The 13,161-nt window shown below is 55.0% G+C and carries 13 protein-coding genes; all 13 read right to left on the bottom strand.

The window, feature by feature from the left end; all coding sequences use genetic code 11:
- Positions 1-29: 29 nt before the first annotated feature.
- Genes ACQY1L_RS24840 through ACQY1L_RS24780 form a run of 13 tightly spaced genes read right to left on the bottom strand, consistent with a single transcriptional unit; the run spans position 30 to position 13,016 of the window.
- On the bottom strand, positions 30-2,132 hold the full coding sequence (locus tag ACQY1L_RS24840; protein ID WP_430246447.1) for a type IV secretory system conjugative DNA transfer family protein: 2,103 nt from the start codon (positions 2,130-2,132) through the stop codon (positions 30-32).
- Complete coding sequence (gene virB11 / locus ACQY1L_RS24835) at positions 2,129-3,151, bottom strand: P-type DNA transfer ATPase VirB11 (protein WP_371419005.1); 1,023 nt, start codon at positions 3,149-3,151, stop codon at positions 2,129-2,131. The genes ACQY1L_RS24840 and virB11 overlap by 4 nt, the downstream gene beginning before the upstream one ends.
- Positions 3,132-4,349, bottom strand: a complete 1,218-nt coding sequence (gene virB10 / locus ACQY1L_RS24830; RefSeq protein WP_430262162.1) for a type IV secretion system protein VirB10 — start codon at positions 4,347-4,349, stop codon at positions 3,132-3,134. The genes virB11 and virB10 overlap by 20 nt, the downstream gene beginning before the upstream one ends.
- The gene (locus ACQY1L_RS24825) at positions 4,349-5,158 is read right to left on the bottom strand and encodes a TrbG/VirB9 family P-type conjugative transfer protein (protein ID WP_153516974.1); all 810 of its coding nucleotides are present in this window, start codon (positions 5,156-5,158) and stop codon (positions 4,349-4,351) included. The genes virB10 and ACQY1L_RS24825 overlap by 1 nt, the downstream gene beginning before the upstream one ends.
- On the bottom strand, positions 5,155-5,847 hold the full coding sequence (locus ACQY1L_RS24820) for a virB8 family protein (RefSeq protein ID WP_012653017.1): 693 nt from the start codon (positions 5,845-5,847) through the stop codon (positions 5,155-5,157). The genes ACQY1L_RS24825 and ACQY1L_RS24820 overlap by 4 nt, the downstream gene beginning before the upstream one ends.
- 35 nt (positions 5,848-5,882) lie before the next feature.
- Positions 5,883-6,911, bottom strand: a complete 1,029-nt coding sequence (locus ACQY1L_RS24815) for a type IV secretion system protein (protein WP_045232527.1) — start codon at positions 6,909-6,911, stop codon at positions 5,883-5,885.
- 12 nt (positions 6,912-6,923) lie between these two features.
- Positions 6,924-7,151, bottom strand: coding sequence for a hypothetical protein (locus tag ACQY1L_RS24810; RefSeq protein ID WP_012653019.1), 228 nt, complete (start codon positions 7,149-7,151; stop codon positions 6,924-6,926).
- Positions 7,144-7,842 carry a type IV secretion system protein gene (locus ACQY1L_RS24805; protein ID WP_012653020.1) on the bottom strand — a complete coding sequence of 233 codons (699 nt, stop codon included), beginning with the start codon at positions 7,840-7,842 and terminating at the stop codon, positions 7,144-7,146. Before ACQY1L_RS24805 ends, ACQY1L_RS24810 begins: the two co-directional genes overlap by 8 nt.
- Positions 7,843-7,854: 12 nt before the next feature.
- On the bottom strand, positions 7,855-8,943 hold the full coding sequence (locus ACQY1L_RS24800) for a lytic transglycosylase domain-containing protein (RefSeq protein WP_153516899.1): 1,089 nt from the start codon (positions 8,941-8,943) through the stop codon (positions 7,855-7,857).
- Entirely contained in the window at positions 8,940-11,399 is a 2,460-nt protein-coding gene (locus ACQY1L_RS24795; RefSeq protein WP_430262160.1) for a VirB4 family type IV secretion/conjugal transfer ATPase, read from the bottom strand. Before ACQY1L_RS24795 ends, ACQY1L_RS24800 begins: the two co-directional genes overlap by 4 nt.
- 2 nt (positions 11,400-11,401) lie before the next feature.
- Complete coding sequence (locus ACQY1L_RS24790; protein ID WP_080517092.1) at positions 11,402-11,701, bottom strand: type IV secretion system protein VirB3; 300 nt, start codon at positions 11,699-11,701, stop codon at positions 11,402-11,404.
- A 1-nt stretch (position 11,702) separates the two neighbouring features.
- On the bottom strand, positions 11,703-12,053 hold the full coding sequence (locus ACQY1L_RS24785; protein ID WP_153516901.1) for a TrbC/VirB2 family protein: 351 nt from the start codon (positions 12,051-12,053) through the stop codon (positions 11,703-11,705).
- A 12-nt stretch (positions 12,054-12,065) separates the two neighbouring features.
- Positions 12,066-13,016, bottom strand: a complete 951-nt coding sequence (locus ACQY1L_RS24780; RefSeq protein ID WP_430246456.1) for a lytic transglycosylase domain-containing protein — start codon at positions 13,014-13,016, stop codon at positions 12,066-12,068.
- Positions 13,017-13,161: the final 145 nt, after the last annotated feature.

Below are 13,161 nucleotides of genomic sequence, written 5' to 3'. Positions count from 1 at the left end.
AGAGCGAAACTCCTAGGGCCGTTTCAAATTCAGGCTGTCTCTGGGTCTGGAACGGTCGCAGCGAAAACGTCCATGATGTTCTTTCGCTTAGTCGGGTTCTTTCCGACGCTGTTTTTCTCGACCTGTTCGCGAAGTTTCTGTGCTGCAAGGGAATGCAGCGCTTCAATCTCCTCTCGCCGTGCAATGTCATCCGACACGGAGCTATTGCGCTTCCGTGGGGTTTTGGGTCGGGCTGCGGGCGAGGCTTTGGCTTTCGAGGTCAATGCGGCTGGATTGACGGTACGCTTCGCTGGGGTGGTTGCCGGCGCTGTTACATCCGCGGGCTCTAGCGCCATCGTTGCAGGCATCTGCTTTTCCGGCTCTTTCTGAGCGGGATCGGCTTCCGGTATGTTCGTTTGGACTGCAGCCGAAGGCTCAGCTACCGGCGCTACATTTCCGGCATTCTCATATTCTGCAGTCGTCGCCGGGACCGGCTTCGATGGAAGGTACTCGATATCCGGGACACTCGGGATGTGAGCCTGGGCGTAGGCCTCAGCTGCCTTGAACGGCTGGGTGTTGAAGAACCGAAGCTTTTCGGCAAAAATTGGACGCTGGCCCTCTACCAAAAGGATCATTCTGTTTTCCGGCATTTGCCGGACTTCCTGGGACATCATGAGGTCCCGCTCGCGAATCTGCTCGACCTTCGTCCGCCGTGGGAGTCCCATGATTTCGATTGTGCGAGACTCCGACGAGTAGCGAATGGTCCTCTTGCCGAGAGCCCGTGACGCATAGTCGGCCGTCGCCTGATCATTTGCTCCAAGGATCAACTGGTAGCCGCAATTCCCCAAGAGTGAGTGCCGCGAGGTCTCTCCATATATCTCATCTAGGTTTTTCAGGTCCTGGATAATGAATGCGAGCTTGATCTTGTAACCGGCCACGTAAGGCAGCTTCGTCATGATCTCGTCCATGCGTTTCAGCTGGCGAAATTCATCGAGAAGAAAATAGACAGGAAGGGAGTTTGGATCGTGCTCAAGCGTGAGAATATCCATGACCTGTTGGACAAACAGGGTCAGTAAGGGCCTGAGAAGCGTAATGTCGGTGATGTTCGGAGCGAGATAGATCGTAATGGGGCGCCGTTTCATGGAGCGAAGGTCCATGTCCGTGAAGTTTGTTGCGGCAACAACCCGTTCGTTCTTGAAAGGTCGCATAGCCTTCTGGATATCCAGAAGCGCTGATGCAGCGGCTCGATCAGACAGGGAAAGATATGAGTTGAAGCTCTCGACGGTGAATTTCGAGAGGTAGGGCTCTTTCTCCTTGATGTGCTTCATCAAGGCCTGGAGATCTACGCCGCTGTTGAAGAACGAGTTGATTTCGCCCAGATTGCGGCGGTCCCGGTAGAAGGGGCTTTCGAGAATGTAGCTTATCGCGCCGGCGAGGACCTGCTGCGCGGTAGCCTGCCAAACCGAATTCTCAGACTCCGTGTTCTCCGGAACAAGAATGCTGGCAATGTTCTGAATGTCGGTTGTTCGATTGCCCCGTTCCGGTCGCACAAAATCGAGTGCATTATAGCTGTTCGTGCGCTCGGAGCCCGGTGCAAAAATGAAAACCTGGCTGCCATTCTTCTTCCGATAGCCGGCCGTCGCCTTGAAGACCTCTCCCTTTAGGTCGGTAACGATCATCGAGCCTTCATGCATGAGAGCATTCGGAATGACGTAACCGGCACCTTTACCGGACCTTGTCGGCCCGATGATCAGGTGATGGCGATCGTCCTGCGCCCGGAGGACCTTGCCTCCAAAACGACCGAAAATATGCCCCTTCTTGCCGAACCATTTCCCCGTCCGCAAACCCGCGATGTCCTGAAACGCGGCGTCCCCTAATGGGCTCGTAACTGGCCTAAGGCCGAGATAGGCAGTAATTGCGGCGATCACGAAGGCAGGCACCAATGACCCCAGGGCGACCTTCTGCAGGGTAGGATTATCGCTGTAAGCCCAGAACTGTTGTATTGGCGCGAAAGGGTTGCTTCGTATCGTTGTATCGAGGATCCTGCCGTCGCCGTAAAACAGGTGAAGGCCAGCGCCATATCCAAGCATCCAGGCCGCAAAGGCAACCGCGAGGCAAAACGCTAGGTAGACGGCTTTGAAGCCCTTCGTCATGCTTCATCTCTTGCAAAGAAAATCTCCGAAACGCCGCGCTTGCCTCCTTCGCGGCGGAGCTGGATGACGATCGGGATCACCATTTGAATGTAGGACATTAAGTCCTGCTTCGAGTAGCCCGCCGACATGCCAGATTGCTGCATCATCATTGCAAGTTGCTCATATGCCCCCATAGGGGTGTCTGCATGAACTGTGGACATGCTACCCGGATGACCGGTGTTGATGGCACGCAGGAAAGAGAAAGCTTCAGCGCCTCTGATCTCGCCCACGAAAAGGCGGTCAGGACGCATGCGCAGTGCCGACTCGAGCAGGTTTTGAATTGTCACATTGGACGTACCTTGCCCACCTTTGGAAGCAACCAAGTGGACTGTGTTTTTCTGTGGCGGAAAAAGTTCCCGCGTGTCTTCGAGCGTCAAGATGCGCTCGTTCAGGTCAACTGAGTTGAGGCAGGCATTTAAGAATGTCGTTTTGCCCGAGGACGTGCCGCCGCTGATAAGGATCGAAACCCGCTTCGTGGTCGCAGTATGGATGAAGTCGTAGATCTTTTCTTGGCGCAGATACCCGATGAGCTCGCGATCGACATTGCTCAACCCTCCAACGGCAACCGACACCTTATCGAGCGATCCGTTGTCCCTGTAATCTTCCAGAGAGAAATTCTGGACGACCTGCTTTCGGATGGTAATGGATCCTCCGTCAGGAGCCGCGGGCGGTAAAACGACCTGAATGCGCTCACCAGTGGGCAGCGCCGCGCTTAGGATTGGATTGGCCTGGTTCAAGAACTGCTTTGTTGAGGCGGCGACGCGTTCTCCGATGTTCTCTATCTCTTGCGCGGTCAGAACATCGATAAGATGATGCTCCATATGGTCCGCGCCAAACCGTTCCACGTAAACGTGGCCCGGCTTGTTGATCGCGATTTCGACAACCTTTGGATCATCAAGAAATGGCCTGATGGGCTCCAACGAACGGGTCAGGAAATAGTGGGGATCATGAACCAGTGGGTTACCTGCCGGAGCGTTCACGTTTGATCTCCTTCATCGCTTCTGTAACCGGATCGTCGTACATGTCGCTGAAATCGAGGTCTTGGCGTACGAAGATGAAGATGCGTTCGCCCTGTGGGACGCTGATCGTTGGGGCGATGCGAAGATTTTCCGAAAGCACGGTGTTTGCCATGTCGCTAAACGTCTGTGCGATCGTCTCGCGAGCGAGATCCGCCCCACGCTGCGCATCATCATTGTTGGAACCTGAACTCTGTTCGCTTCCATATCCCGTCAGATAGCTTGCGCCGCCACCAACGATCGAAAGAAGGATGGAAGCGCCGAAACGCTCCCGGAACTTGTTATCAACGTGACCTGTCAATCCTGATCGACCGAGGCTATCCGCTCCGATTGAGTTTAGCCTCACGCTGGCACCATCGTCACGGATCAGGCGTGTCCAGACGACGAAGATACGCTTCTGTCCACGCGTAACCTCCGACTGGTATTCGCCAATTAGGCGCGTGCCTGTAGGGATGATCACGCGCCGGCCGTCGAACGAGTAGACATCCTGAGATGTAATAGCACGGATCTGCCCGGGAAGATCACTCACGATGGCCGTTTCCAGAATGCCTGGAATAAGCGTGCCTTCTGGCACTAAAGCGTCGAGGCGCTTCAGCTGTCTGGCCTTGGCGCTGCGATCTCCTATCGCGCTCGCGGACGAGAGGTATTGGCTATTCTTGTCCTCGCCGGCAACCGTCAACGGCGGGCCGCTGGCCGACCCGTCCAGCGAACCATTCCCGTTGCCTCCCAAATTCTGGTCCATAGTGATGAGCTTTGACCTGAAGCGCTCGGGAAACTCCTCCACTTTGGGTACTTCCACGGTAGGAGGCGGAGCCACTGGTGGTGGCGGCACGTTGAACGTTGTCGTGTCAGCTGGCGGCTCGGGTGGCGGCGGAGGCGGCGGAGGTGACGGTAAGACGACGACCGGCTGTTCCGGGGCAGGTTGCGGCTCACCATCGCGCACGAAGCCAGGCGGCCGGAACGTCGTGGTGCGAAACTCTTCATCTGATTGGGAATTATCTCGCGGCTCATCTTTCGAGGTCGCAAGGACCATGTATGCGGCGATAACGCCAAAAATCACCAGAGCAGCCATTCCGGCCGTCTGGTTCCGTTTTGCGTTCTTGTTGCTGACATCCGTTTCGTCAGCCTGCGCCATAGCTTCAAGTTCGGGACTGCGCTTCATTAGTTGCCGCTCCTTCTGCGCTTGCTTGCGTCCGGATCAGGTTTTGGAGCCATGATGTCAGGGTCAGGGGCTGCAAAATCGGGCTTGCGTAGATTGAAAATGCAGGTCCATTGGTTCCCGTCTCGCAGCGTGTATTGCGTCGCCGTGCCATCAACGACGATGTATTCGCCCTCTTTTCTGAAATTCCGAAGGGTCTCAGAGAAGTCGGACTGAACCGCAAAAATCGCTGGTACGCGCCCTTTGAACTTAAAGAACGTCTTTTTCCCGTCATCGAAGACCATAGACGGCTTCAAAGCGGCATCACCCGAAAATGAATAATCGATATTTACATTGGCCTTGTCGATATTGCTTACGTTCGGATTCGCGGCTCTAAACTCCGCCTCTTTCCGCAGAGATGCGTTCAAGTCCTTCTCGGGGTACACAAACCGGATTCCGAAGACCTTACGTTCGTCTGTCGGCGCGTAGTCATTTAATTCGAGGAAATAGATCCGCTTGGATGTCACGACATTCATGTTAGTAGCGACACCCTTCGCAATAGGTTTTACGAAGAGGATGTTCCCTTTTTCAGACGGCGCGACCTGCCAACTGTCTGTGTCGCCAAGAGAGATCGTCTCGAACTTTTCATCTTCATCGAAGATGATCATCGTTGAGATGCCGTAGGTCGCGGAGACCTTCACCACGTTGTTTGGCTGATAAACGACGCTTGTAACGCGTGAATCCAAAGTGCCAGGACGAGGCTGTTGTGCGCCGAAGGCGTGAGTCATCGTTGCGGCCATGAAGGCCGCTGAAACAAGTAGTCTGACTCTCATCCTGCTGCTCCCGGCGTAACCGTTTCCTGATCGCGACGGTAGTTGTACACCTGGAAGCCAAGGGGGTTCTCAAACCTCCAATCATTTCGCTCCGGTGTGTCCGTGTAACGGAATCTGACAACAGAGATGTAGTGCCGGGTGATATTGTCACTCTCAGAACTCTCTGTTGTCGAGAAGCGAACTAGCGCGGTGCTAGCGTTCGAGAACGTGACCGACTTTACGTCAACTGTGATTTTCTTGTTTCTGCCCAAACGCCTGCCCGGGTTGTTCGGATTAGCGGCGCTCCATTCGTCTTGAAGCTCCTTGGCCGCATCGGCCGTGGAAAGAAGCGCGGCAATTCCAAAGTTTTGCTGGATGGCAAACGGGTCATAGCCCTCGCGTGAGCGGATGTACCGGACAACATTGGCCTGAGTGACAGCCTGCTGGTCAGTAAGGTTTGCCGAGCGCGTGAGCCCTGTCTTGACCTCGATGTAACCTGTATTTTTATCGACCTCGACGATGTAGGGCTCGAAGGTCTTGAGCGGAACCAACATCACCAGCGTCCCGAGCGACATAAGGGTGATGGCGCTCATTATCAGGGCGATAAACCAAGCGAATGTCCTTGAGCGATTTGCCTTTTTTACAATCTCCTGTTCCCACTTGTCGCCGTCTTGAAAATAGCTCCGGAGAGCTTCATTTGAATCTGCCATGGTCTAGCCCTTAAACCCCTCTGAACAGCCTGCGCTTAACGTGGCACGCTGTTGCTGCTGATGCTTTTCTGCATCGCGTCCGCGCTTGCATTTCGAATATTTTCCCGCATTCCCGCATGGGTACGTTCCCTGGCAGCCATCCCGATCCGACCGGCCGCGCCGGAGACACTGCGCGCTCCTGTGAGTGCAGCAGCGGGGGCACTGAAGCCCGTCAGGCCTCCGACGGTTCGCGCCACTTGGCCGATCCCGGCTGCGACACCCCCCGTAATCCCCTGAGCAAGTGTCTGTATGTTGAAAAGCACAAAGGCGCCGGCGGCACACAAAAGAAGGAAAGCTGCAACATCATCGAGTTGAAGCCTGCGTTGATCGGCCGCTGCAGCGACTTTCGTCAACTCTGGATCCATTGCGGAGATCAAGAACGCAGCCACCACGTAAACGAACAACGGAATAATCGCGTACATCAGCACACTTTGGAACCATGCCATTCCGTAGCTTCGCGTAGATTGAAACAACAAACATGCGATGAAAATGGGGGCGGTTCCTAGCAGCACCCACATCATGACCTTCGCAAGCAAAAGGATCGCAAGAGCGACGGCGATAAACACCCCGACGCCAAACATGATCAGAAAACCGACCATAGCCGGAAGAACAGAAAAATAACCGGCCTGTTCAGCAAAGGCCCCCGCCGCCTTGTTGGCCGTTTCCCAGATCATCGAAAGGCCGTTTGTCGGCTCTGTGATACCTGTATTGCTGACCGCGAGAATTGCCCGTCCCACGTCTTCCGGTGTATCGCTCAGCCAAGCGTAGAAGAACGTGTTGAAGTTACCCCATGAGTTTATGAAAGCAACGATCAGCGTCATTCTGACTACGCGGCTGATCACCTCCCCAACGCTGACACGCGCAGTGCCCATGATCAGTTGAAGACCGTAATAGGCGACGTAGGCAATCAGAAGCACGGTTAGAAGCGGCGTTACTTCGCTCGCAACAACCCCATAGGCGCTTTGCGTAAAGCTAGCGCCCGTCTGTTCGATCCGATCCAAAAGCCCACCGAGGAAATCCTCCATCGCCCAACATCCTTATTCAGTTGCTATTGTGCCGATGGCCGCCAGAGCGGCGGATGGTTCGCCATTGACGCTTGTCATTGGACCACAGTCGTGACGTGGATCCTCAGCATAAGACGTCATATTGGCGGGCCGTTTGCATGGTGCCGTTTTCTCTTTCGCGGCCGTCCCACAGCCGGCAAGCCCGGCTGTAAAGGTCGCGACTAGAAGCACCGTTCCCGCTATCTCGAATGCCTTAATCACCGTAGGTCATCGCCTTCTTCGAGTTCGACATATCGACAAGACGTTGCTGGTTTTGAGCATTGAGCGACTGGACTGTGCCATTCATGACGCCGATCATTTCGTTTAGCACCAGCCCGGATTGGACCTGAAGCTGCGTATTCTGATCGATCGAGCCCTTGATATCCTCAGCCTTGCCAATCTGCTGACCTGCTTGCTGGAAGGATTGGGTACGCTGTTGTACCGCCTGGTTTGAACCGGTCACCAAAGCCGCAACGCCGAGAACCGTGTTCATCACCTCCTCATAGGACTTGTCGCCTGAGAATGTGCTATCGGCCTTTCCCGACAGGTTTTTCACCAACTGCAGCCCGTTGATAAACGTGGAGGCGATTTTGCCGATATCGCCCCCCATGTTCCCGAAATTCGGTACGCCACCGCTCATCAAGCTGTCGAAGGACGGCATCTGGGAGACACTGAAGCCATTGCCGATAGCAAGGTTCTGCATAGGGCTTTGCACGCTTCCACGGTCACCCGTTACGGCTTTAAGTGTTTCTTCGACCGTCTTGAGAACCTCCTTGTTGGTATCGAGGATGTCGGTCGTTGTTTTCGATGTTTCCTGAGCAACCTTCAGGTTAGCATTGTCGATTGTGGGGACCTGAGCGTACGCTGTCGAAGCTAGAGCCAGCGAAAACGCCGTTGCGATCGTCTTTTTCATGGCAGTTCTCCTTTATTGTGTACTCAACATCAGTTTCATTTCGGACGCCCGTTCCCTCTTCTGGACGCAAGCTTGTTCCTTCTCGTTCCACTCCACGTTCAGCGCCGGGTCACAGAGCTTCACCGTTTCGGGGTCTTTATCGTCGTTTTTCTTCACCGAGCTCGTGCGAGACGAGCCGGATCTTTCACCGAGATCCAGCGCGTTCTTCGAGTTCATGAGTTCAGCCATTGTCGCTCCAAGACGAATGACCTGATTCATCATTTCGAGATTCGCGTTTCGCGCCCCTGAGTTCTGGTCCCAGCTGTCTTGGATCGTGCCCGTCTGCATCTGCCCGAGCTGCTGCAACCACGAACTGACATTGCCACTGCTTTCCGTGATGGACTGGCTCGTTGCCATAGCGTTCATCGAGCTGTCACGAGCACCCGAGAAGGCTGTGCTGCCTCCTCCATAGTTCATCGGAATGTTTGAGGTATCCGACCCGCCAAACTGCGGCATCCATTGTTTCGTGATGCTCGCGACATAGCCTTGGGTTTCTTTGAATGGTGGGATGCCGCCATACTTCTGCACGTTGCCAGGGCCAGCATTGTAAGCGGCCAGAGCGAGGTTCGTATTCCCGTTGAAACGCTTCAGCTGTTGCTTGAGATACCGCGCGCCGCCCCGAAGGTTGTCTTCCATGTTGTTTGGGTCAACGCCGAGGTCCTTTGCGGTTCCTGGCATAAGCTGCGATAGACCCGTCGCGCCTACCGGTGATTTTGCGCAGGGGTTGAAGCGGCTCTCTTGATAGACAAGAGCCATGAACAGCGTTTCGTCTACGCCCTCTTCCTGGGCAACGCGCTTTACGAGGCCGACGATCTCCGGATTAGCTTGCGCGGCAGACGGCGCGTCGCCTCCCTTGCCTTTTTTGTACATCGAGCAAGTGACGCTGGTGCTGACAGTGTGGCGTTTCTTGTCTGTTTCCTTGATGTCGTCGGTTGTTTTCTCCCTCACCGTGTCGTCCGCCGTTAGTGCGGCGTCGGTGATTGGAACCTGCGTAAAGGCTGCGCTTGGAGCGCCAATCGACATGGCTGTAGCAAGCAGCACCAGAGTGGGACTTTTCCTCATTCAGCATTCTCCCATCCGCAAAATTTAGCCAACCAGTTTTCCGGCTCGTCTCCATATTGTTCGCGGAGTGCGGCGCACTCCTCGATCGTCTCCTTGCGCCCGGACAGGACCTTGACGAGATCGGGCATGCTCGAAAGGTCGAGCCGGGCGATGACTGAGTCATTGCCGTGCTTGATCAGGAAGGTTCGCTTTTCGGGCGGGGTGTTCTTGATGAAGTTGTATTCCTTCACCGTGAGACCGAAGCGCTTGATGTAGCTCTCTTCGTCTGCACGCGGGTTCGGGAAATGAATGTTCGTGGAAGACTGCTCAATGAGCGTGTGAGAGACCTTCGACTTTGCAATGTCGGCGGCCGATTGAGTGCCAAAGCCCACGATGCCGTTGAGCTTACGAATGGTCTTCATTTTGTCGACAATGAACGCGCTGAAAGTTTCATCGAGGAGCAGCTGCCAGCCTTCGTCCATGAAGAACATGACCGGATTGCCATCCAGCAGTTCATCAAGCCGATGGTAGAGATACATGAGGGCGGGCGTCCGCAGTTCTTCGTTCCCAAGAATACTGGTCATGTCAAAGCCGAACACCGTCCGGCCAGAGAAGGACAGCACATCGTGTGGAGCGTTAAAGAGCCAAGCCTTTTCGCCCTCGGTCCAAGGACGAAGGCGAGAATAGAGGTCATTGGCATCAGCACGGGCACGGCCCATAAGCAGGTTGCCGAGGTTGGTGAGGTTTCGCTGTTGTGCCGGTTCTTCCATGAGGCGGACCACAGCGCGCTCTATGATATCTTCATCTTCCTGGGTGAAGTCGCGGCGATCACGTCCACCGAGCATCGCCTTGAGAAGGCGCTGAAGAAATTCTCTGTTTGGTCCCGTGTTCTCCAACTGGAGCGGATTGAATCCAGTTGGTGTACCCGGGGAAAGGATCTCGTAAGATCCGCCGATGGCTCGAACGAAGATTTCGGCTCCGCGGTCCTTATCAAAAAAGACGGCGCGGGGTGTTGGGGAAACTCGCATGGCCTGCGCGAGCAGGAAACTCAAACCGACAGTTTTACCCGAGCCGGTCGGTCCTGTGACGGTAAAATGCCCGATATCGCGGCGGTGGAAATTGAACCAGTAGGGCGTCTGCGATGTCGTCTCAAGGATCGTGATGGGAAGGCCCCAATGCGTACGTTCCGCCTGACCACTGGCAAAATTGTGCATTGATGACAGGCCCGAGAAGTTCGAGCTGGAGAGCATCGCCTTTCTAGCAATATAGGAATGGTTACCGGGCAACTGCGCCCAAAACGCTGCCTCAAGATTGAGATCTTCACGCAGCCAGTTGATATTCATGTCCGTGAGGCATGCACCAAGTTCCGAAACGCAGCGGCTCAAGCCTTCGAGGTCCCGGGAAATGCAAAGTAGCGAAAAATGGTGGAAGCCAAACACGGCTTCCTGATTCAGCATACTGTCGAGAGCAAAATTGATGTCAGATTCTACAGACGTCCCAGCTTCATCCGAGGCACGGATTTGCCTCTGAAGGCGCGTTATGCGCTCCTGCGCAATTGGCTTGTCTGCAAGGGTAAACGACTGCGTCAGGATGAACTCATGGTTCACCTGTAACAGTCCGTCCAACATGCCAGGTCCAGTGAAAGGAGGGTATTCCTTGATGGACAGCAGTGCGCCATACCGCGAATCTTCGTCCACGGCGGCTTGCGCGTGAAAGGCGCGCTTGGCGAAGTGGAGACGAGATGTTCCAATGAAGTTGCGAATGCCCATGCGCGGCAATCGCATCTTTCGAGACACACTCCCCGTGAGGACAGAATCGAAAAATTCGCAGGGCTCGGAATACGGTTCGCCCTTGGTCTCTTCCTCCTGCCCCTCGATCTTTGCAATATCATCGGACTTCTTCCGATAGGTTATGCCGAGCGTGCGGGCTCCATATTTACTCAGTTCACGGACGATATTCCCGATCAGTTCCTCTAGGTCCGTTACCTCTTCGCGCGTGGCTTGTGTTTTGGCGTCCTTGTTGGACTGCGTAAAAATCCGCTTGAGAGAGTCGCCAACACCAAGCGCGCCGCGCATGCCCGAACGGACAATCGTCAAGTAGATCTCGTTGGTGAACATGCGCTTCTTGCGAAGCTGACCCATGTATCGCGTATTCAGGATGTCGCAGAATGATTGATCAAACGTTCCGCCGATCTCGGTCTCGACCTCGCGACGGATCACGGTTGACCATAGGGAAAACCGGCTTGAGCCGAGCGCGCGTATCATCGTGTTCTGGACGACTGATCGCATATTCAATTCGGCCTGGTCTTCGGTCTGGAAAAACAAGCCGTCGAGCTTGATGACACTGGCGAGTGATCCATTCTCGAGACCTATCACCGTGTCCGAGACATGCCGCATGTAGGGAATATGAACGGACATAGGCCGCTCGTTTCCGGCGACCTTTCCAAATCCTAGCTCTTCTTTGACGACTTTCAGCATGATTATGGTCCGTACGAGTTGGTGCCCCAAAAGCGCTTATTGGGAGTGCGGGGTGTCTTGCGTGACGAAACCTGAAGCACGTCGAGAATTTTCGCGTCCCATGTGCAAAGCGAGAAAAGGACGAGATAGCCCACAGGCGCGAGCAGAAGTGCCGCGAGATGGTTCGACGCAAGCCATCCGATGATGGTGAGGCCGATGATCAGCACCACCGCCATGTATGGCACGCCCCATAGGGTTGGTGATCGGGTCAGACCGATCACCAAAGGCGTGAGCGCCGGCTTCTCATCCGAGAACTCGCTCAACTTACTGCCCGCCCACCGAAGAGATCATCTGATCAACAATGGCCGGAGCGCCGAAGACGAGGCCGATACCAATAACGACCGCGCCGGCTGTAAACCAAGACAAACGACCGGCAAATGCCATGAAGCCCAGGGCGATAACGGCAATGATCGCCAACAACCGGCCAAATGGGCCAGTGATGAAATCCACGATCATCTGCACGGCGGTCTGGATAGGGCCGAAAGCACCACTGCCTCCGCCGCCTGCGCCTTGGGCAAACGCCAACTCCGCGCCGACGATCTGCACCGCCGCGACCACGCCAAGAAGCGCGATCACCTTAACCGCTTGGGATTGACCCAACTTCACCTTTTTCATCTGACTCTCTCCTTAGAAGTGCATCACGCCGCCGACAAACTTGCCGGTTTTCTCAACGGCAATTACCCCGCTACCGTTGGCCGTATTCGTCGCCGCTGCCTCACGGACGACATTTCCGGCCTTCCGCTTGCCCGCAGGCATCGGAAGACCAAGCTGAAAATTGAGGACTTTTGCTACGTATCCGACCGTCTCCTGAAAGGGCGGAACGCCGCCATATTCGTAGATCCGGTTCTCGCCGCTGTTGTATGCAGCGGCTACGAGCAGAGGATTTTGAAACTCATCGAGCAGAAACCGGAGATACTTGATGCCACCCTCGATGTTCTGCCGTGGATCGCAGATATCAACGACGCCGAACCTCGTTGCGGTATCGGGGATAAGCTGCATGGGGCCACGAGCTCCTTTGGGAGAGTTGCGAACCACGTCAAACCTGCTTTCGGCCCAAGTGATTGCCACAGCAAACCCCTCATCAACCTGATGGCGGCGCGCGGTCTCTACAACCAAAGCTTTGATCTCGTCCGGCGTCATCGGAGATGCGCCACACTCTTTTGCCCCCATTACGGGCGAAGCTAACACGTTTCCTGCGCCGATTTGGCTAAGTGAACCGGTCGCACGAGTAGCAGTCGGAGAGTCTACCGTTGATTCCGATGCATCCACATATGGGGAGTTTCCTGCGCCAATTTTGGTACTCGGCAAAGCCGCCGCTTCGGTCGTGTTTTTCTGCTGGTTCGCGCCCTTCACTACACCATCAGCGCCCAAGACAAATTCTTTGGCTGCAACAGGCTCACCGGCCCATCTTTCCGCGAAATTAGTCGCGAGCGACGGCGTTTCAGACGCTTCGGTTTCGTTGTATGCACTAGCTATTCTGGTATTTCTTACAGCGTCTTGGGCATATGCGCAGTTGGCCGACCACAGCGTAACGAGAGCTGTCCCAAAAAGGACGGTGGTGCCTGAAAAGCCTGCCATGCGAGCCCTTTTTTCCATCGCCTCCGCCTGCCAAACGGTGTTGTGATTAGGAAAAAAACCGATTAAGTTGATGCTTGTAGGATACCGATTTGGCTCAGACTTACAAGTTTTTGTGCCAGTGTTAAACCCCCTTTCTCAAGGGAAT

The sequence above is a fragment of the Neorhizobium sp. DAR64862/K0K3 genome (assembly GCF_050500185.1).
GTDB lineage: Bacteria > Pseudomonadota > Alphaproteobacteria > Rhizobiales > Rhizobiaceae > Neorhizobium > Neorhizobium soli.
This window is presented reverse-complemented; position numbering and strand designations above follow the sequence as displayed.

Bases quoted from the DNA above. Each gene is read 5' to 3' on its own strand.
- ACQY1L_RS24840 (WP_430246447.1), bottom strand. From the start codon at position 2,132: ATGACGAAGGGCTTCAAAGCCGTCTACCTAGCGTTTTGCCTCGCGGTT.
- ACQY1L_RS24825 (WP_153516974.1), bottom strand. From the start codon at position 5,158: ATGAGAGTCAGACTACTTGTTTCAGCGGCCTTCATGGCCGCAACGATG.
- ACQY1L_RS24800 (WP_153516899.1), bottom strand. From the start codon at position 8,943: ATGAGGAAAAGTCCCACTCTGGTGCTGCTTGCTACAGCCATGTCGATT.
- ACQY1L_RS24795 (WP_430262160.1), bottom strand. From the start codon at position 11,399: ATGCTGAAAGTCGTCAAAGAAGAGCTAGGATTTGGAAAGGTCGCCGGA.
- ACQY1L_RS24805 (WP_012653020.1), bottom strand. From the start codon at position 7,842: ATGAAAAAGACGATCGCAACGGCGTTTTCGCTGGCTCTAGCTTCGACA.
- ACQY1L_RS24820 (WP_012653017.1), bottom strand. From the start codon at position 5,847: ATGGCAGATTCAAATGAAGCTCTCCGGAGCTATTTTCAAGACGGCGAC.
- virB10 (WP_430262162.1), bottom strand. From the start codon at position 4,349: ATGAAGCGCAGTCCCGAACTTGAAGCTATGGCGCAGGCTGACGAAACG.
- ACQY1L_RS24785 (WP_153516901.1), bottom strand. From the start codon at position 12,053: ATGAAAAAGGTGAAGTTGGGTCAATCCCAAGCGGTTAAGGTGATCGCG.
- ACQY1L_RS24780 (WP_430246456.1), bottom strand. From the start codon at position 13,016: ATGGCAGGCTTTTCAGGCACCACCGTCCTTTTTGGGACAGCTCTCGTT.
- ACQY1L_RS24815 (WP_045232527.1), bottom strand. From the start codon at position 6,911: ATGGAGGATTTCCTCGGTGGGCTTTTGGATCGGATCGAACAGACGGGC.